17 protein-coding genes are annotated in these 17,673 nt (G+C 70.4%); 10 read left to right on the plus strand and 7 right to left on the minus strand.

Features of this window, described 5'->3' with window-relative positions; genetic code table 11:
• The first annotated feature begins 15 nt into the window (after nucleotides 1–15).
• On the plus strand, nucleotides 16–1,269 hold the full coding sequence (locus DI005_RS10690; RefSeq protein WP_113642009.1) for a LapA family protein: 1,254 nt from the start codon (nucleotides 16–18) through the stop codon (nucleotides 1,267–1,269).
• 100 nt (nucleotides 1,270–1,369) lie between these two features.
• Here the strand turns inward: DI005_RS10690 and DI005_RS10695 are convergent, their stop codons facing one another.
• The 3 genes from DI005_RS10695 to DI005_RS10705 form a co-directional block, all read right to left on the minus strand.
• Complete coding sequence (locus tag DI005_RS10695) at nucleotides 1,370–2,434, minus strand: 2-oxoacid:ferredoxin oxidoreductase subunit beta (RefSeq protein WP_113642010.1); 1,065 nt, start codon at nucleotides 2,432–2,434, stop codon at nucleotides 1,370–1,372.
• Entirely contained in the window at nucleotides 2,434–4,350 is a 1,917-nt protein-coding gene (locus DI005_RS10700; protein ID WP_113642011.1) for a 2-oxoacid:acceptor oxidoreductase subunit alpha, read from the minus strand. Before DI005_RS10700 ends, DI005_RS10695 begins: the two co-directional genes overlap by 1 nt.
• A 144-nt stretch (nucleotides 4,351–4,494) precedes the next feature.
• Nucleotides 4,495–4,941: an Lrp/AsnC family transcriptional regulator gene (locus DI005_RS10705; protein WP_112266550.1), complete on the minus strand. Its 447-nt coding sequence runs from the start codon at nucleotides 4,939–4,941 to the stop codon at nucleotides 4,495–4,497.
• A gap of 73 nt (nucleotides 4,942–5,014) precedes the next feature.
• Between DI005_RS10705 and ddaH the strand changes: the two genes are divergently transcribed.
• Complete coding sequence (ddaH, locus tag DI005_RS10710) at nucleotides 5,015–5,863, plus strand: dimethylargininase (RefSeq protein ID WP_233520080.1); 849 nt, start codon at nucleotides 5,015–5,017, stop codon at nucleotides 5,861–5,863.
• A 61-nt stretch (nucleotides 5,864–5,924) separates the two neighbouring features.
• On the opposite strand, the gene DI005_RS10715 is transcribed toward ddaH, so the two are convergent.
• Genes DI005_RS10715 through DI005_RS10730 form a run of 4 tightly spaced genes read right to left on the minus strand, consistent with a single transcriptional unit; the run spans nucleotide 5,925 to nucleotide 9,418 of the window.
• Complete coding sequence (locus tag DI005_RS10715; protein ID WP_113642012.1) at nucleotides 5,925–6,803, minus strand: metal ABC transporter permease; 879 nt, start codon at nucleotides 6,801–6,803, stop codon at nucleotides 5,925–5,927.
• Entirely contained in the window at nucleotides 6,790–7,677 is an 888-nt protein-coding gene (locus tag DI005_RS10720) for a metal ABC transporter permease (protein WP_113642013.1), read from the minus strand. The genes DI005_RS10715 and DI005_RS10720 overlap by 14 nt, the downstream gene beginning before the upstream one ends.
• The gene (locus DI005_RS10725; protein WP_113642014.1) at nucleotides 7,674–8,423 is read right to left on the minus strand and encodes a metal ABC transporter ATP-binding protein; all 750 of its coding nucleotides are present in this window, start codon (nucleotides 8,421–8,423) and stop codon (nucleotides 7,674–7,676) included. The genes DI005_RS10720 and DI005_RS10725 overlap by 4 nt, the downstream gene beginning before the upstream one ends.
• A complete protein-coding gene (locus tag DI005_RS10730; protein ID WP_113642015.1) occupies nucleotides 8,420–9,418 on the minus strand; it encodes a metal ABC transporter solute-binding protein, Zn/Mn family in 999 nt (332 codons plus the stop codon). The genes DI005_RS10725 and DI005_RS10730 overlap by 4 nt, the downstream gene beginning before the upstream one ends.
• 223 nt (nucleotides 9,419–9,641) lie before the next feature.
• On the opposite strand from DI005_RS10730, the gene DI005_RS10735 reads away from it, so the two are divergent.
• Genes DI005_RS10735 through DI005_RS10770 form a run of 8 tightly spaced genes read left to right on the plus strand, consistent with a single transcriptional unit; the run spans nucleotide 9,642 to nucleotide 17,673 of the window.
• Nucleotides 9,642–10,877, plus strand: a complete 1,236-nt coding sequence (locus DI005_RS10735; protein WP_112266555.1) for a class I SAM-dependent methyltransferase — start codon at nucleotides 9,642–9,644, stop codon at nucleotides 10,875–10,877.
• The gene (locus tag DI005_RS10740; protein ID WP_112266556.1) at nucleotides 10,874–11,671 is read left to right on the plus strand and encodes a sugar phosphate nucleotidyltransferase; all 798 of its coding nucleotides are present in this window, start codon (nucleotides 10,874–10,876) and stop codon (nucleotides 11,669–11,671) included. Before DI005_RS10735 ends, DI005_RS10740 begins: the two co-directional genes overlap by 4 nt.
• Entirely contained in the window at nucleotides 11,668–12,315 is a 648-nt protein-coding gene (locus tag DI005_RS10745) for a PIG-L deacetylase family protein (protein WP_112266557.1), read from the plus strand. The genes DI005_RS10740 and DI005_RS10745 overlap by 4 nt, the downstream gene beginning before the upstream one ends.
• A 3-nt stretch (nucleotides 12,316–12,318) precedes the next feature.
• Nucleotides 12,319–13,341, plus strand: coding sequence for an NAD(P)-dependent oxidoreductase (locus DI005_RS10750; protein WP_113642016.1), 1,023 nt, complete (start codon nucleotides 12,319–12,321; stop codon nucleotides 13,339–13,341).
• Between the two features lie 11 nt (nucleotides 13,342–13,352).
• Nucleotides 13,353–14,636 carry a DUF4910 domain-containing protein gene (locus DI005_RS10755; RefSeq protein WP_113642047.1) on the plus strand — a complete coding sequence of 428 codons (1,284 nt, stop codon included), beginning with the start codon at nucleotides 13,353–13,355 and terminating at the stop codon, nucleotides 14,634–14,636.
• Between the two features lie 3 nt (nucleotides 14,637–14,639).
• Nucleotides 14,640–15,908: a hypothetical protein gene (locus DI005_RS10760; RefSeq protein ID WP_113642017.1), complete on the plus strand. Its 1,269-nt coding sequence runs from the start codon at nucleotides 14,640–14,642 to the stop codon at nucleotides 15,906–15,908.
• Nucleotides 15,905–17,128: a polysaccharide pyruvyl transferase family protein gene (locus tag DI005_RS10765; protein WP_113642018.1), complete on the plus strand. Its 1,224-nt coding sequence runs from the start codon at nucleotides 15,905–15,907 to the stop codon at nucleotides 17,126–17,128. The genes DI005_RS10760 and DI005_RS10765 overlap by 4 nt, the downstream gene beginning before the upstream one ends.
• A complete protein-coding gene (locus DI005_RS10770; protein ID WP_113642019.1) occupies nucleotides 17,125–17,673 on the plus strand; it encodes a dTDP-4-dehydrorhamnose 3,5-epimerase family protein in 549 nt (182 codons plus the stop codon). Before DI005_RS10765 ends, DI005_RS10770 begins: the two co-directional genes overlap by 4 nt.

Here is a 17,673-nt window from a genome sequence, read left to right on the forward strand (position 1 = left end):
GAGGACAGCGCGAGTATGTCCATTTTCGGGCAGGTCTGGGTGTTCAGCGCGGTGGCGTTCGTGCTGGGCGCTCTGCTGGCCTGGCTCTTCCTGGTCAAGCCGGCCCAGAAGCGCATCCGAGAGCTGGAGCGCAGACTCGCCGCGGCCGAGAGCGCACCCGTTCCCGCCCCGGTCAACGCTCCGGCTCCGGCTCCCGAGACCAGGACGCTCGCGCCCCCGGCTGAGCGGGAGGCGGAGGAGCCGGTGGCACCCATGCCGTCGACCCGCCACTTCGAGCCTGCCGAGTCGGAGCCCGAGGCCGCCGAGATGACGCAGCACATCGCCCCGGTGACCGACTGGCCCGAGCGCGACAGCCTCCAGGAGTACCGGTCGCGGCAGCCGAAGCAGGATGAGCGGCAGCCCGCCGAGGACGACTTCCACCTGGCCGACCAGCCGTGGGACCTGGAGCCGCAGGAGCAGGCCGGCGTCTCCTCGGTCCTCGACGGCGGCCGCGACACCGGGCAGGGACGGCACGGGCAGCCCGAGGAGCAGCCGGCTGACCACAGCGAGCCGGAGCCGTACGAGGAGCAGCCTGCCGGCCGGCACAGCGAGCGGGAGCCCGAGCCGCACCACGAGCCCGAGCCCTATCGCGAGCCCGAGCGGTACGAGGAGCCAGAGGCCTACCGCGAGCCGGAGCCTGAACCGCAGCCCGAACCGGAACCTCGCCCGGCTCCCCGCAAGGCCCCCAGCCTGTTCGAACCGGTGCCGTTCGACCTGGAGGACGAGCAGCCCGAGCCGGAGCGCCGGGAGCCCGAGGCCCCACCGACGTACGCCTTCGGCGAGCCCGGTGCCACGCCCGATGCCGAGGACGCCGTTGAGCAGACGCAGGTGCTGCCCAAGCGCCAGCCGAGGAAGTCGCCGCTCGGTGGGTTCGAGCCGCCGAGGCCGATCCAGCCTTCGATGCGTCCGGTCGAGCGGCGGGAGCCGGAGTCCGATGGCGGCATGCACAGCGGCTCGCTCTTCGAGCCCGCGGTAGCCCCCGGCGGCGCGGCGCCGCCTGCCCGTGAGTCCACACCGGACAGTGAACTTCCCCCTGGTCCCTTCGGACCCGGCTCGGCGATGCCGCGTCCCGGTGGTGGGAGGCCGTCGGAGGAGTTCGCCGTCAAGGCCAGCGTCACGGCGCTGCGCTACTGCACGGAGGACTCGGCGCAGTTCCCACGCATGGTGGCCGAGGTGTGGTTCCGCACGCCCGCCGACGCCGAGCGCGTCGGCTTCCGCCCGCTGTCGTAGAAGCTCCACCGGCGCAGTCCTCAAAAGCCCCCCAAGGCCACCTTTGTTGCGTTGAGCGCAACAAAGGTGGCCTTGGGGGGCGTTGGTGGGCCCAGCGGGGTCAGGCGACCGTCCAGGTGTCCTTGCCGGTGAGGAGGGCCTGCAGGTTCGGGGCCTTGGCCTGTGCGGCCTGCTCGACCTGTGCGCGGGCCTGGTCGTCGTAGGTGGGCCGCTCGACCTGGCGGAAGATGCCGGTCGGCGTATGGTTGAGGTTCTGGTCGCCGATCCGGGACAGTGCGAACGCGTAGGACGTGTCCTGGATCGTCGGGTCGTGGACCACGAGGTCGTTCTCGCCGATGTCGGCGACCTTGCCGACCTCGAAGCCGCCCCAGCCGCTGCGCGTGACGCCGTACTCGCCCTCGGGGCCGAAGCGGATCGGCTCGCCCGGCTTGAGCGGGATGATCCGCTGGGCGGCCTCGTCCTTGTCCTTGAGCACGTCGAACGCACCGTCGTTGAAGATCGGGCAGTTCTGGTAGATCTCCACGAACGCGGAGCCGCGGTGCTGGGCAGCGGCGGTCAGTACCTCGGTGAGGCCCTTCTTGTCGCTGTCGAGCGCGCGGCCCACGAACGACGCCTCCGCGCCGATCGCGAGCGAGACGGGGTTGAACGGCGTGTCCAGCGAGCCCATGGGGGTGGACTTGGTGACCATGCCCTGGTCGGACGTCGGCGAGTACTGGCCCTTGGTCAGCCCGTAGATCCGGTTGTTGAACAGGAGGATCTTGAGGTTGACGTTGCGGCGCAGCGTGTGGATCAGGTGGTTGCCTCCGATGGAGAGCGCGTCGCCGTCACCTGTCACGACCCACACGGAGAGGTCCGGACGAGTGGTGGCGAGGCCCGTGGCGATCGCGGGGGCCCGGCCATGGATGGAGTGCATCCCGTACGTGTTCATGTAGTACGGGAAGCGGCTGGAGCAGCCGATGCCCGACACGAACACGATGTTCTCGCGCTTGAGGCCCAGCGTCGGCAGGAACGACTGGATGGTGTTGAGCACGACGTAGTCGCCGCAGCCGGGGCACCAGCGCACTTCCTGGTCGGACTTGTAGTCCTTGGCCTTCTGCGGTTCGTCCGTCGTGGGGACGAGGTCCAGCCCGCCGAGACGGGGTAGGCCAAGGTCGGTGGCGGTCATCAGCGCGCGACCTCCTTGCTGCTGGTGATGATGTCGGTGAAGACGCCCTCGAGCTCCTCGGCCTTGAACGGAAGCCCGGCGATCTTCGTGTAGGAGTTGACGTCCACGAGGTACTTGGCGCGCAGCAGCATCGCCAGCTGGCCGAGGTTCATCTCCGGCACCACGACCGTGTCGTAGCGGGAGAGGACCTCGCCGAGGTTCGCGGGCAGCGGGTTGAGGTGGCGCAGGTGCGCCTGCGCGATCGGCAGGCCCTTCTTGCGGACCCGCCGAGCCGCCGCGCCGATCGGTCCGTAGGACGAGCCCCAGCCCAGTGCCAGCACGCGCGCCTCGCCACCCGAAGGGTCGTCGACCACGACGTCGGGCACGTCGATGCCGTCGACCTTGGCCTGGCGCAGCCGCACCATCTTCTCGTGGTTGTCGGGGTCGTAGGAGATGTTGCCCTTGCCGTCGGCCTTCTCGAGGCCACCGATGCGGTGTTGCAGACCAGGCGTGCCGGGCACCGCCCACTCGCGGGCCAGCGTCTCCGGGTCGCGCACGTACGGCCAGTGCTCACCGGAGCCGTCCGGCGCGTTCGGTTCGGTGGCGAACTCGACCGAGAGGTCCGGCAGCGTGCTGACATCGGGGATGAGCCACGGCTCGGAGCCGTTGGCGATCGCGCCGTCGGACAGCAGCAGCACCGGGGTGCGGTAGGTCAGCGCGATCCGGGTGGCCTCGAGCGCTGCGTCGAAGCAGTCCGCCGGCGAGCACGGCGCGATGATCGGCACCGGCGACTCGCTGTTGCGGCCGAACATCGCCTGCAGCAGGTCGGCCTGCTCGGTCTTGGTCGGCAGACCCGTCGAGGGCCCACCGCGCTGCACGTCGATCACGATCAGCGGCAGTTCGGTCATCACGCCGAGGCCGATGGTCTCCGACTTGAGCGCGATCCCGGGGCCCGAGGTGGAGGTGACTCCCAGCGCACCGCCGTAGGCGGCGCCGAGCGCGGCGCCGATGCCGGCGATCTCGTCCTCGGCCTGGAACGTGGTGATGCCGAAGTTCTTGTGCTTCGACAGCTCGTGCAGGATGTCCGACGCCGGGGTGATCGGGTAGGTGCCGAGCAGGATCGGCAGCTTGGCGAGCTGGCCGGCCGCGACGATGCCGTAGGCGAGCGCCGTGTTGCCGGTGATCTGCCGGTAGGTGCCCTGCTCGAGCTTCGCGGGGGCCACCTCGAACGTCGTCGCGAACGACTCTGTGGTCTCGCCGTAGTTCCAGCCAGCGCGGAAGGCCAGGATGTTGGCCTCGGCGATGTCGGGCTTCTTGGCGAACTTCTCGTGCAGGAAGCGTTCGGTGCCCTCGGTCGGCCGGTGGTACATCCACGACAGCAGGCCCAGCGCGAACATGTTCTTGCAGCGCTCGGCGTCCTTCTTGCCGAGGCCGGTGTCGGCGAGCGCGCCCTGCGTGAGGGTCGACATCGCCACGCGGTGCACCTCGTACGCCGAGAGCGAGTCGTCGGCGAGTGGGTCGGAGTCGTAACCGACCTTGGTGAGGTTGCGCTTGGAGAACTCGTCGGTGTTGACGATGACGGTCCCACCGTGTGGAACGTCGCCGAGGTTCGCTTTCAGCGCGGCGGGGTTCATCGCCACCAGCACGTCGGGGCGGTCGCCGGGCGTGAGGATGTCGTAGTCGGCGAAATGCACCTGGAAGCTCGACACGCCGGGGATCGTGCCCTGGGGCGCCCTGATCTCGGCGGGGAAGTTCGGCAGGGTCGCCAGGTCGTTGCCGAAGGCCGCCGCCTCCGAGGTGAACCGGTCGCCCGTCAGCTGCATGCCGTCGCCGGAGTCACCGGCGAAGCGGATGACGACTCGATCGAGCTGGCTGACCTCGGTGGGTCGCGTCGCCGACAGCGCGCCGGTGCCACTGCCGTTCGCACTCGTGCTCATGGGCCAGGAAATCCCTCTCTCACGACTGGGCGCGCACAGCGCTAATACTTCGAGATTACTTGCTGTTTGGGTGGGGCCGAGAGCGGTGTGATCTGCCTTACCAGCGAGCGGCGGTGGCGGCCCGGCGGATCCCAGTGCATGAGATCACGTCTCAGGGTTCGGCGGCCGCTCCAGCAGGGTCGAGAGCACCACGGTGGACACGGTGCGGTCGATGATCTCCAACCCGCGTAGTCGCTCCAACGCGGATTCGAGGTGGTGAATGTCGGCTGCCCGCAAGTGCACGATCGCATCGGCTGCTCCGGACACAGTGTAGGCCGCAACGACCTCGGGCAGTGGTTCGAGGTGCGTGCGGATCCTGGCAGGTGAGACGTTGCCCTGGCAGTGGACCTCCACGAACGCCTCGGTGCCCCAGCCGAGCGCCTCGGGATCCACCACCGCCGTGAAGCCGCGCAGTACGCCCGTGTCGACCAGCCGGTCGACCCGGCGTTTCACCGCGGGAGCCGACAGCCCCACCACCTTGCCGATCTCCGCGTAGCTCGACCGCGCGTTGGAGACAAGGCACGAAACGATTCGCTGATCCAACGTGTTCATGCGCAACATTCTGCACGTATATGCGCAATCAACATCGATTGCTTGCGGGTTCGGGCACGCATACATTCGAATCATGACGGAAGCCCCGCCGCTGCCCGTGCGTGTCCCGACGCCTCGCCACTACCTGATGTGCCCGCCGCGGTACTTCGCCGTCGAGTACGCGATCAACCCGTGGATGGACCCGAGCATGCCCGTCGACGTCGACCGCGCGCTCGCGCAGTGGACGGAGCTGCGGGACACCTACCGCAGGCTCGGGCACACCGTCGACGAGGTGCCGCCGGAGCCGGGGCTGCCCGACATGGTGTTCGCCGCCAACTCGGGCACCGTGATCGACGGACGCGTGCTCGGCGCGCGGTTCCGGGCGCCGCAGCGGGCCGCTGAGGCCGAGCACTTCCGCCGCTGGTTCGTGGAGCACGGCTACCGCGACGTGACAATGCCGAGGCAGGTCAACGAGGCCGAGGGCGACTTCGCCTGGACGGGCAGGCTGCTGCTCGCGGGCACGGGGTTCCGCACCGACCCCGCGGCGCACGCGGAGGCGCAGGAAACGCTGGGCGTTCCGGTGGTGTCGCTGGGGCTCACCGACCCGCGCTACTACCACCTGGACACGGCGTTGTTCGTGCTCAGCGAGGCCACCGAGGCGGCGCCCGCGCGCGTGGCGTACTACCCCGGGGCGTTCTCGCGCGGCTCCCGCCGAGTGCTGGAGCGGCTGTTCCCCGACGCCGTGCTCGCGACGGCGGCCGACGCCGCGTGCTTCGGGCTCAACGCGGTGTCCGACGGCCGCAACGTGGTGCTGCCGGTCGAGGCGACGGCGCTGGCCGACCGGCTCGCCGCGCTGGGCTACGAGCCGGTGTTCGTCGACATCTCGGAGCTGCGCAAGGCCGGCGGCGGCCCGAAGTGCTGCACGCTGGAGCTCCGCAAGTAACCCGTCACCCCGACCGCAGTGAAGGCCACCTTCACTGCGTTGAACGCAGGCAAGGTGGCCTTCACTGCGGTTGGCGGAGCCGGGTGAGGCGTCTGGTGAGCAGGCCTTTGCGCGGGGCGAAGAGGAGGGCCAGCAGGAAGAGGGCTCCCGCGGTGAGTCCGATGGTGCCCGGGATGGACGTGTCGAACGTGACCGCGGCGCGCTGGCCTGCGAACGCGCTGAGCCAGCCGACCGCCACGGCGACCACGAGCATCGTGCCGACGCGCCGCACCAGCAGCCGTGCCGTGGACGCCGGCATCACGAAGAACGTGATCACCAGGATCGCGCCGACGCTGTCGAAGGCCACCACCGCGAGCCCCGCCACGGCCACCAGCAGCACCTGGTTCACCAGCCGCCCGCGCAGGCCGCCCAGTTCGGCGAAGTCCGGGTCGAACGTGCTCGCCTGCAGCGGCCGCCACAGCAGGGTCACGAGGAGCACCGTCGCGAGCGTCGCGCCGCCGGTGATCACCAGCGAGCGGGGCACGTCGGCGCCGGCGATCTCGATCGTGCGCAGCGGCGCGAACGTCACGTCGCCGAAGATCGCCGAGTCGAGGTCGATGTGCGCGCCCGAGGCGAACCGGCTGATCAGCAGGATTCCCATCGAGAACAGGGCGGGGAAGACGAGTGCGAGTGCCGCGTCGGAGCCGACGATGCCGGTGCGCCGAAGCCAGTCGAACCCGGCCACGCAGGCGACGCCGAACGCCGTCGCGCCGAGCACGGTCGCGAGCGACGCGCGCTCGCCGGTCAGCAGGAAGATCAGCACGATTCCCGGCAGCACCGCGTGGCTCACCGCGTCGGGCAGCAGCGCCTGCCGCCGCAGCACGAGAAAGCTGCCGAGCAGCGCACAGGCCGTGGAGAGCAGCCCCGTGATCACGACGATCATGACGTCATCGGGCGACACGGGTCCTCCTCCGCCTCATCCTCGCGACGATGCCCCTGCGCGGCGCGAACGTCACCGACAGCACCGCGACGGCGGTCGCCAGCAGCACGATCACCGGCCCCGCCGGGAGTTCCGCGCGTCCGGACAGGACCCCGCCGACCGCACCGCACGCTGCGCCCACCGCGCCGGAGAGGGGCACGAGCGTGGAGAGCCGCTTGGTGAGCTGTCGCGCCGTCACCACCGGGGCCACTAGCAGCGCCACCATCAGGATCGCGCCGACCGTGCGCACTCCGAGCACCACGGCGAGGGCGAGCAGGCCGGTGCTCGCGGCGTCGACCGCCCACGTCGGCACGCCGGCGACCGACGTGAACCCGGGGTCGAACGTCGCGGAGCGCACCAGCCGGAAGCCCACCAGCAGCACGGCGAGCGCCGCCGCGCCGAGCGCGAGCGCGAGCACGATGTCGCGTTCGGTGAGGCCGGCGGCCTGGCCGAGCAGGTAGGAGTTGAGTCCGGCCTGCTCGCTGTTGCCGCTGCCCGCGATGTGGGTCAGCAGCACGATGCCGAGCGTCAGCGACACCGAGAGCACCACGCCGATCGCGGCGTCGGGCCGCAGCCGGCCCGTGCGTTCCAGCGCGATCATCGCGAACGCCGCGAGCGCGGCGGAGATCGTGGCGCCGAGCAGCAGCACCTCGGGCACCTTCGCGCCCGTGACCAGGAACGCGACCGCGACACCCGCGAGCGTGCCGTGGCTCATGGCGTCGCCGAACATGCTGCGCTGGCGCAGCACCGCGAGCGGACCGAGCGCGCCGGCGACGAACCCGACCACGGCGGTGCCGACCACCACCACCGCGTCGGGGTAGGACAGCGGGAGCGCGTCGAGGAGCCAGCCGATCATCGGTTCAGCGCCAGCGGGGCCATGCCGTAAGCGCGCTCCAGGTGCTCGGCGGTGAGCACGTCCGCCGGCGCGCCCGCGGCGATCACGGTGCCCGCGAGCAGCACGGCGTGGTCGAACCGGTCGAGCACGGTGCGCAGGTCGTGGTGCACGGCGATCACGGACCGGCCGTTCTCGCACAGCGACGTGAGCACCTCAAGCAGCGCCGACTCCGTGCGCGCGTCGACGGCCGTGAACGGCTCGTCGAGAATGATCAGGTCCGCGCCCTGCGCGAGCGCGCGGGCGAGGAAGACCCGCTGCCGCTGCCCTCCGGACAGCTCGTCGATGGGGCTGTCGGCGAGGTCGGCTACGTTCACCTGCTCCATCGCGGCGGCCACCAGCTCGTCGTCGTGGCGGGTGAGCCTGCGCAACCAGCCCCGGTGCGGGTAGCGGCCCATCTCCACCACCTGGACGGCGGTGATGGGGAAGTCCTGCGCGACGCTGTCCTGCTGCGGCACGTACGCGACCCGGCGGCGGACGCGCCGCAGCGGTTCGCCGAGCAGCGCGACGTGCCCGCGCACCGACGGCACGAGCCCCAGCGCGGCCTTGACCATCGTGGACTTGCCGGCGCCGTTGGGGCCGACGACGGCGGACAGCGTGGCGGGAGGGATCTCCACGCTGACGCTGTCGAGCACGGTGCGTCCGCCGTAGGAGGCGCTCACCTCGTGCAGTGCCAGCGCGGACGGTGGCCGCACCACGGTCGTTGTCATCGCAGTCCCTCCACGAGCGTCTCGGCGTTGGCGCGCACCATGCCGAGGTAGGTGCCCTCGGGGGTGCCGTCGGCGCCGGCGGCGTCGGAGAACAGCTCGCCGCCGATCCGGATGTCGCTGCCTTGCCTGCGGGCCGCCGCGAGCACCGAGTCGAGCGTCTGTCTCGGCACGCTCGACTCGACGAACACCGAGCGCACCCCGCTCGAGGCGATGTCGGCGGCGACGCGCGAGATGTCGGCCGTGGTCGCCTCCTGCTGCGTGGAGATCCCCTGGATCGCGACGACTTCCATGCCGAATGCCCTCCCGAAGTAGCGGAACGCGTCGTGCGAGGTGACGAGCTGTCGGTGCGCCGGCGGGATCCGCTCGATCAGCCCGTGCACCTGCGCGGCCATCGCGAGCACGTCGGCGCGGTAGGCGGCGCCGTTGCGGCGGTAGTCCACGGCGTGCTCGGGGTCGAGCTTCGCGAGCTCGTCGGTGACGGAGTCGACCACGTGGACCCACAGGTACGGGTCGAACCAGACGTGCGGGTCGTGCTCCTCCTCCGGGGCCGCGCCTGCCGGAGGGGAGAGCAGCTTCTCCTTGGGAATGGCCTCGCCCGCGAAGAGCACCGGTTTGGTCCTGGCGATCTCGTCCAACGTCTGTTGCAGCGACCCTTCGAGGTAGAGCCCGACGGCGACCACCGCGTCCGCCTCGCGCATCTCGGTCAGGTCGCTCGCCTTGGCCTGGTACAGGTGGGGGTCGACCCCGGGGCCCATGAGCCGCACGGTCTCGACGTGCTCGCCGCCGATGCGGCGCACGGTGTCGTCGAGGAAGTTCGTGGTGGTGACCAGGCGCAGGCCCTCGTGCGCGGGATCCGCGCCCGGCTGCATGGCGTAGCCGACGGCGCAGGAGAGGGCCAGCACGAACACGGCCGCGAGCGCGACGAGCAGCCGCGCGTCGCGCCTGCGCGCGTGCCGCCTGCGGCGCGCGGTCTCACTGATCCGCTCGGTGTCCATCGCCCTTCCCAAAGTTCGGTATGCCGAACTTTAGCGTACGCCGCGTCGAAGACAACCATGGCGGCGAATGTCTCACAGTCATTCCCCGTTTTCGGAAATGCGGAAACGAGACAGGTCTCATTTGGGAATCGCATTGCCGCGCTGTCCGAATTCGCTGTAACAACGGCCTACTGGCCCGCGAATCAGGCTTTGCACGGACACCGCGCGCCAAGGAGCCAAGTAGATGACAACATGCCGATTGTGCGGCTCCGCGAGCATGGCAGGTGTCGTGGACCTCGGGGCGACGCCGCCGTGTGAGCGGTTTCTGACGCGGGACCAGCTCGACGAACCGGAAGTCACGTATCCGCTGCACCTGCGCGTCTGCACCGAATGCTGGCTCGCGCAGATCCCGCCGCTCATCACGCCGGAGGACACGTTCACGGAGTACGCCTACTTCTCGTCGTACTCCCAGTCCTGGGTGGACCACGCGCGCCGCTTCGTGGAGAGCGCCGTCGAGCGCGCCTCGCTGGACGAGAACTCCTTCGTCGTCGAGGTCGCCAGCAACGACGGGTACCTGTTGCAGCACGTGGTGTCACGGTCGATTCGCTGTCTCGGGATCGAGCCCTCGGTGAACGTCGGCCAGGCCGCCCGCGACAAGGGAGTCCCAACGCTCACGGCGTTCCTCGGCCCAGAGACGGGAGCGCAGGCCCGCGCCGAGCACGGACCCGCGAACCTGGTGGTGGCCAACAACGTCTACGCGCACATCCCCGACGTCGCCGGCTTCACCCACGGCCTGCGCGCGCTGGTGGCCGACGACGGCTGGGTGTCGATCGAGGTGCAGCATCTGCTGACGCTGATCCAGAAGGTGCAGTACGACACGATCTACCACGAGCATTTCCAGTACTACACCGTGGAGTCGGCGCGAAGGGCGCTCGCGGTGGGCGGTTTGTCCGTTGTGGACGTCGAGCTGCTGCCGACCCACGGCGGTTCCATCCGGCTCTGGGCACGACCGGTCGAGGTCGCGGGCGAACCGAGCTCGCGCATGGTCGATGTCCTCGCGCGCGAGAAGGCGGCCGGCCTGCACGAGCTGAGCGGCTACACCGCGTTCGCCGCCGAGGTGGACCGCGTGCGGCTGGACCTGCTGCGGTTCCTCACCGAGGCCGCCGCGAACGGCAGGACCGTGGTGGGCTACGGCGCGCCCGGCAAGGGCAACACGCTGCTGAACCACTGCGGCATCCGGCCGGACCTGCTCGCGTACACGGTGGATCGCAACCCTTACAAGCACGGCCGGTACACGCCGGGCACGCGGATCCCCATCCTGCCGCCCGAGCAGATCGCACTCGACCGGCCCGATTACGTGCTCGTGCTCCCGTGGAACCTCAGGGAAGAGCTCACGGAGCAGTTGTCCTATGTAGACGAGTGGGGCGGACGGCTGGTGTTCCCGATCCCACGACTGGAGATCGTCGAGGTGACATCGTGAAGGTCGTTCTCTTCTGCGGCGGCTACGGCATGCGCATGCGCAACGGCACGGCCTCGGACGTGCCAAAGCCCATGCAGATGGTGGGCCCGCGCCCGCTGATCTGGCACGTGATGCGCTACTACGCGCACTTCGGGCACACCGAGTTCATCCTGTGTCTCGGCTACGGCGCCCACCACATCAAGGACTTCTTCCTCAACTACGAGGAGACCACGTCCAACGACTTCGTGTTGCGGGGCGGCAAGGCGGAGCTGCTCTCCACCGACATCTCGGAGTGGTCGATCACGTTCGTGCAGACGGGCATCGAGTCCGCTATCGGGGAGCGGCTGCGGCGAGTGCGCCACCACCTCGACGGTGACGAGATGTTCCTCGCCAACTACGCCGACGTGCTCACCGACGCGCCGCTGCCCGACATCATCGAGCGGTTCTCGGCCTCGGACGCGGGCGCTTCGATGATGGTCGTGCCGCCGCAGTCGTCGTTCCACTGTGTGGAGATGGACGAGGGCGGCATGGTCGGCGCCATCACGGCGGTGAGCGAGATGCCGCTGTGGGAGAACGGCGGGTACTTCGTGCTGCGCCAGGAGGTGTTCGACCACATCCCGCAGAACGGCGACCTCGTGGGCGATGGCTGCGCCGAGCTCGCCAAGCGGGGCAGGCTGCTCGCCTACCCGTACCGGGGCTTCTGGAAGCCGACCGACACGGTCAAGGAGCGGGCCGCGCTCGACGAGGCCTACGCCCGCGGCGAGCGCCCGTGGGCGCTCTGGGAGAACGAGCGAGAGGTCGCGAGGACGGCGTGATCCGACTGCTCGCCGGCCGGCTCACGCGGGTCGTTGCGCTCGGCGCCCACTGTGACGACATCGCGATCGGCGCCGGGGGCACGTTGCTGACCCTGTGCTCGGCGTGGCCGGGGGTGCGGGTCGACGCGCTCGTGCTCTCCGGCGGCGGCACCGACCGCGAGGACGAGGAGCGGGCCGCTCTGGCCGCGTTCTGCCAGGGCGCCGACGTGGACGTCACGGTCCTGAAGCTGCCCGACGGGCGGCTGCCCGCGCACTGGGACGAGGCGAAGTCCGCGCTGGAGGAGCTGCGCAGGCGCACCGAACCGGAGCTGGTGATCGCGCCGAGCACCGGCGACGCGCACCAGGACCACCGAGGCCTCGCACAGCTCGTGCCCACGGTGTTCCGCGACCACCTCGCGCTCGGCTACGAGATCGTGAAATGGGACGGCGACCTCGGCACGCCGTCGGCCTACCAGCCGCTCTCGCGCGAGCTCGCGGAGAAAAAGGTGCGGTTGCTGCAACAGCACTACCCCTCCCAGCGACATCGTCCTTGGTATGACCGGGAGGCCTTCCTCGGGCTGGCCCGGATCCGCGGCATCGAGTGCGGACACCACTACGCCGAGGGCTTCTACACCCACAAGTTCACTCTTGCCCTGGAGGGCTGAGACATGCGTGTGCTGCTGACCGGCCACAAGGGCTACCTGGGCACGGTGATGGCCCCGGTGCTCGCCGCCGAGGGCCATGAGGTCATCGGCCTCGACTCCGGCCTCTTCGACGACTGCGTGCTCGGCCTGCTGCCCGGCGACCCGCCCGGCCACACCGTGGACCTGCGCGATGCCGGGCCCGAGCACGTGTCCGGTGTGGACGCGGTGATTCACCTGGCCGCGCTGTCCAACGATCCGCTCGGCGCGCTCGCCCCGCAGCTCACCTACGACATCAACCACCACGCCGCCGTGCGGCTCGCCGAGCTGGCCAAGGCGGCGGGGGTGAGCCGCTTCCTCTACGCCTCGACGTGCTCGGTGTACGGCGCTTCCGGCGACTCGGGGCTCGTCGACGAGGAGGCACCGTTGCGGCCCGTGACGCCCTACGCCGAGTCGAAGGTCAAGGTCGAGGGCGATGTCGGGGCGATGGCCGACGACGACTTCACGCCGGTGTTCATGCGCAACGCGACCGCGTTCGGCTACTCGCCGCGGCTGCGCGCCGACATCGTGCTCAACAACCTCGTCGGGCACGCGGTGCTCTCCGGCGAGGTGCTGGTGCTCTCCGACGGCACGCCGTGGCGGCCGCTCGTGCACGCCGTCGACATCGCGCGCGCGTTCGCCGCAGCGCTCGCCGCGCCGCGGGAGGCCGTGCACAACCGGGCCTTCAACATCGGCACCGAGCGCAACAACGTCACCGTCGCCGAGATCGCCGAGCAGGTGGTGGAGGCCGTGCCGGGCGCGCGGCTGCGGATCACCGGCGAGGCGGGTGCCGACCCGCGCTCGTACCGCGTGGACTTCTCGCGCTTCCGCGATGCCGTGCCCGGCTTCGACTGCCAGTGGAGCGTCAAGGACGGGGCCGTGGAGCTGGTGGAGGCCTACCAGCGTTTCACGCTGACCCCGGAGGACTTCGCGCGGCGCTTCACGCGGCTGGCGTGGCTGCGTGACCGGATGGAAGACGGCACCGTCGACGACACCCTGCGCGGGCAGTGATGAACACGGGGATGAACACGGGCGCCGAGATGCACGCGCTGGTGGAGCGGCTCTACCCGCTCTGCCGCAGCATCACGGGCGACGGAGTGCGCCGGACGCTGGAGATCGTCGGCGAGTACCTGCCGCTGCGGCTGTACGAGGTGCCCACCGGCACGCAGGTCTTCGACTGGACCGTTCCGAAGGAATGGAACATCTCCGACGCCTGGATCGCCGACTCCGAGGGCAAGCGGGTGGTGGACTTCGCCGAGTCCAGTCTGCACGTGGTGAGCTACAGCGTGCCGGTGTCGGCCACGATGAGCCTCGCCGAGCTGCGCGAGCACCTGCACACCCTGCCCGACCAGCCGTCGCTCGTGCCCTACCGCACCAGCTACTACTCGCCGGACTGGGGTTTCTGCCTCTCGCAGAACGCGCTCGACGCCCTGCCGGACGGTGACTACGAGGTCCGCATCGACTCGACGCTGGAGGACGGGCACCTGACCTACGCGGAGCACGTCGTGCCCGGCGAGGTCACCGACGAGGTGATCGTGTCGTGCCACGTGTGCCATCCCTCCCTGGCGAACGACAACCTCGCCGGGATCGCCGTCGCCACGTTCCTCGCCCGCGAGCTGGCGCAGCGGGAGCCGTACTACACCTACCGGTTCCTGTTCGTGCCCGGCACGATCGGCTCGATCACGTGGCTGGCCCGCAACGCCGAGCGCATCGGCAAGGTGAAGCACGGGCTCGTGCTCGCGTGCGCGGGTGACCCTGGGTCGTTGACGTACAAGAAGAGCAGGCGCGGGGACGCCGAGATCGACCGTGTCGTCCAGCACGTGCTCGCCGAGCGCGAGCACACGGTGGTGGACTTCTCGCCGTACGGCTACGACGAACGGCAGTTCTGCTCACCCGGGTTCAACCTCGGCGTCGGCTCGCTGACGCGCACGCCCTACGCGGGCTACCCCGAGTACCACACGTCGGCCGACAACCCGGACTTCGTGACCGCGCAGGCCATGGCCGACACGCTCGCCGCGTGCCGGGACGCGTTCTCGGTGCTCGACCGCAACCGCCGCTACGTGAACCTGAGCCCGTACGGCGAGCCGCAGCTCGGCAAGCGCGGGCTCTACGGCTCCCTTGGGGGCCGCAGTGACGCCAAGCAGGCCCAGCTCGCGATGCTGTGGGTGCTCAACCTCTCCGACGGCGACCACACGCTGCTCGACATCGCGCAGCGCTCGGGCATCGCCTTCGACGCGGTGGCCGCCGCCGCCGACGCGCTGTACGCGGCCGGGCTGCTCGCCCCGGCCCCGCCCGCGAGGGAGTGAGCGATGCGGCAAGGCGTGCGCGCCATGGCGGGGCGGCTCAGCTGGGGCCTCGGTGACCAGGCGGTGTCGAGCCTGTCCAACTTCGCGGTCGGCATCGTCGTCGCCCGCGGTCTCGGCGTCACGGGCTTCGGCGTGTTCACGCTCGCGTGGGTGACCTACGGCGTGCTGCTCAACGTCTCACGCGGCCTCGCGACCGACCCGCTCGTGGTGCGTTTCAGCGGCGCCGCGGACGAGCGATGGCGTTCCGCCGTGGCACGCTCGTCGGGCACGGCGCTGCTGATCGGCCTCGGCTCGGGCGCGCTGAGCGTCCTCGCGGGACTCGCGCTCGGTGGAGTGATCGGCTGGGCGTTCCTAGGGCTCGGCGTCGTGCTCCCTGGCCTGCTGGTGCAGGACTCGTGGCGGTACGCGTTCTTCGCGGCGGGACAGGGGCAGAAGGCGTTCCTCAACGACATCGTGTGGGCGGCCGCCATGGTGCCCGCGCTGTTCCTCGCGGCGAAGTCGGGCACCGTGTTCGCCTTCGTGCTCGCGTGGGGCCTTTCCGCCGCGCTTGCCGCGGGCTACGGCGCGCTCCAGTCCGGGGTGCTGCCGAGCGCGGGCGGAGCGCGGGAATGGGTGTCACGCCACCGCGACCTCGGCTCGCGCTACCTCGTCGAGAACGTCAGCAACAGCGGCGCCTCGCAGCTGCGGATGTACGGCCTCGGCGCGATCGCGGGCCTGTCCGCCGTCGGTGCCATCCGGGGTGGCGAGCTGCTGCTCGCGCCGTTCCTCGCGCTGCTGATGGGCGTGAGCCTCGTCGCGGTGCCCGAGGCGGCGCGGGTGCTCAAACGGTCCCCGGCCCGGCTGCCCGCGTTCTGCCTCGTGCTCGGCGGAGGGCAGGCCGCCGCGGCGCTGGTGTGGGGCCTCGGGATCCTGCTGTTCCTGCCCGATTCGCTTGGCGCGCTCGTGCTCGGCGAGGTGTGGGGACCTGCCGAGGAGCTGATCCTGCCGATCACACTCTCGGTCACCGGCGCGGGCGTGGTGGCCGGTGCGACGGCGGGGCTGCGTGCGCTCGGGGCGGCGAAGCTGAGCCTGCGGGCCCAGCTGTTCGCCTCGGCAGGCTACCTCGGCGGCGGGCTCGCCGGAGCCGCGCTCGGCGGGGCCCTCGGCGCCAGCTGGGGCTCCACGATCGCGATGTGGTGCGGTGCGGCTGTCTGGTGGTGGCAGCTGCGGGTGGGTTTCCGCCAGTACGTCGTGCCCGAGCCGGACCAGCCCGAGGAGATGAGGACGCGATGAGCAGGACCGCGCCACCGCGAGTCGGCCTGTTCGGCCTGCTCGGCTCCGGAAACATCGGTAACGACGGTTCCCTCGAGGTGATCCTCGACTACCTCCAGCGGGAACATCCCGACGCCGTGCTCAGTGGCTTCTGTTCCGGCGCTGCGGTGGTGCGCGAGCGCTACGGCCTGCCGACCGCGTCGCTGCACTGGTTCTACGGCCGGCCCAGCCCACGTACCCGTGTCGGCGTGTTCGTCGCGAAAGCGCTCGGGAAACTGCTCGACCCGATTCGGGTCCTGCGTTGGGTCCGCGGACAGGACGTGGTGATCGTGCCCGGCGCGGGCGTGCTGGAGACGACGCTTCCCTTGCGCGCCTGGGGTTTCCCCCTGTCGCTGTTCCTGCTCACTGCGGCGGGGCGGCTGACGGGCACGCCGGTGGCGCTGGTGAACGTCGGCGCCAACGTGATCAAACAGCGCGCCACCCGGCTGTTCATCGGTTCGGCGGCGAAGCTGGCTCACTACCGGTCGTTCCGCGACGTCCGCTCCCGCGCCGCTCTACAGGAGATGGGAGCCGACACGGTGGCGGACGACGTCTACCCGGATCTCGTGTTCGCGCTGCCCGAGCCCGAGGCGTCGACGGACACCGGCACGCCGGTGGTCGGGGTCGGGCTGATGGCCTTCTCCGGTTCGAACGACGACCGGCGCGATGCCGCCCGCATTCGCGCCACCTACGTCACCGCGATGAAGGAATTCGTGCGCAGGCTCATCGACCGGGGCTACCGGCTGCGCCTGTTCACCGGTGACATCTACGACGACGCTGTGGTCGCCGATGTGCTTGCCGACCTGCGCGAGCAGCGCCCCGGACTGCCCGCGTCCGCCGTGGTGGCCGAACCCATGACCACGCTCAGGGAACTCATGCGGCAGATGGTCGGGGTCGACTTCGTGGTGGGCACGCGCTACCACAACGTGCTCTGCGGGCTCAAGCTCGCCAAGCCGACGATCTCCATCAGCTACTCGGCCAAGAGCGACGATCTCATGGCCGAGTTCGGGATGGCGGAGTTCTGTCAGCCCGCCAAGGCCGTCGACGTCGACCGGCTCGTCGCGCAGTTCACCGAACTCGAACGGCGCGCCGATGAGCTGCGCCCCGCGCTCGCCGAGCGCAGCCGGGCGTGCAGGGAACGGCTGGAGCAGCAGTACTCCGTGTTGTCCAAGGCTCTCTTTCCGAACGGAGGGCGACGATGAAGGCCATCCCCGTCCCGGCCATCGCCGGGGCCTACCTTTTCGAACCGACGCCGCACGTCGACGCGCGCGGGTTCTTCTCCCGCACGTTCGACCGGGAGGTGGTGCGTTCCGTGGGCATCGACCCCGACGGCTTCGCGCAGGACAGCCTCTCCCGCTCCGCCAAGGGCGTGATTCGCGGTATGCACCTGCGTTCGGGCCGCGGCGAGGCGAAGCTCGTACGCTGCTCCTACGGCGAGGTGTTCGACGTGGTCGTTGATTTGCGGCCCGATTCGCCCACCCACCGCAACATCGAGTTCTTCCAGCTTTCCGGCGACACGCAGGTGACCGTGTACGTGCCCGCGGGCTGCGCGCACGGCTTCCAGGCGCTGACCGAACCCGCCGACGTGTCCTACCGCATCGACCGGCCACACGATCCAGCCGAGGACGTCGCGATCGCCCACGACGACCCGGAACTGGCCATCCCGTGGCCACTGCCACCCACCCTGCTGTCGGAGCGGGACAGGCTCGCCCCCTCGCTCGCCGACGCGCTCAGGAAGCCGAGGTAA

Origin of the sequence: Prauserella sp. PE36 (assembly GCF_003311655.1) — a bacterium.
In the GTDB taxonomy this organism is placed as follows: domain Bacteria; phylum Actinomycetota; class Actinomycetes; order Mycobacteriales; family Pseudonocardiaceae; genus Prauserella_A; species Prauserella_A endophytica.

Coding starts and splice junctions, on each gene's coding strand:
- DI005_RS10690 (WP_113642009.1), top strand. CDS start 16: ATGTCCATTTTCGGGCAGGTCTGGGTGTTCAGCGCGGTGGCGTTCGTG.
- DI005_RS10695 (WP_113642010.1), bottom strand. CDS start 2,434: ATGACCGCCACCGACCTTGGCCTACCCCGTCTCGGCGGGCTGGACCTC.
- DI005_RS10700 (WP_113642011.1), bottom strand. CDS start 4,350: ATGAGCACGAGTGCGAACGGCAGTGGCACCGGCGCGCTGTCGGCGACG.
- DI005_RS10705 (WP_112266550.1), bottom strand. CDS start 4,941: ATGAACACGTTGGATCAGCGAATCGTTTCGTGCCTTGTCTCCAACGCG.
- ddaH (WP_233520080.1), top strand. CDS start 5,015: ATGACGGAAGCCCCGCCGCTGCCCGTGCGTGTCCCGACGCCTCGCCAC.
- DI005_RS10720 (WP_113642013.1), bottom strand. CDS start 7,677: ATGATCGGCTGGCTCCTCGACGCGCTCCCGCTGTCCTACCCCGACGCG.
- DI005_RS10725 (WP_113642014.1), bottom strand. CDS start 8,423: ATGACAACGACCGTGGTGCGGCCACCGTCCGCGCTGGCACTGCACGAG.
- DI005_RS10730 (WP_113642015.1), bottom strand. CDS start 9,418: ATGGACACCGAGCGGATCAGTGAGACCGCGCGCCGCAGGCGGCACGCG.
- DI005_RS10735 (WP_112266555.1), top strand. CDS start 9,642: ATGACAACATGCCGATTGTGCGGCTCCGCGAGCATGGCAGGTGTCGTG.
- DI005_RS10750 (WP_113642016.1), top strand. CDS start 12,319: ATGCGTGTGCTGCTGACCGGCCACAAGGGCTACCTGGGCACGGTGATG.
- DI005_RS10755 (WP_113642047.1), top strand. CDS start 13,353: ATGAACACGGGCGCCGAGATGCACGCGCTGGTGGAGCGGCTCTACCCG.
- DI005_RS10760 (WP_113642017.1), top strand. CDS start 14,640: ATGCGGCAAGGCGTGCGCGCCATGGCGGGGCGGCTCAGCTGGGGCCTC.
- DI005_RS10765 (WP_113642018.1), top strand. CDS start 15,905: ATGAGCAGGACCGCGCCACCGCGAGTCGGCCTGTTCGGCCTGCTCGGC.
- DI005_RS10770 (WP_113642019.1), top strand. CDS start 17,125: ATGAAGGCCATCCCCGTCCCGGCCATCGCCGGGGCCTACCTTTTCGAA.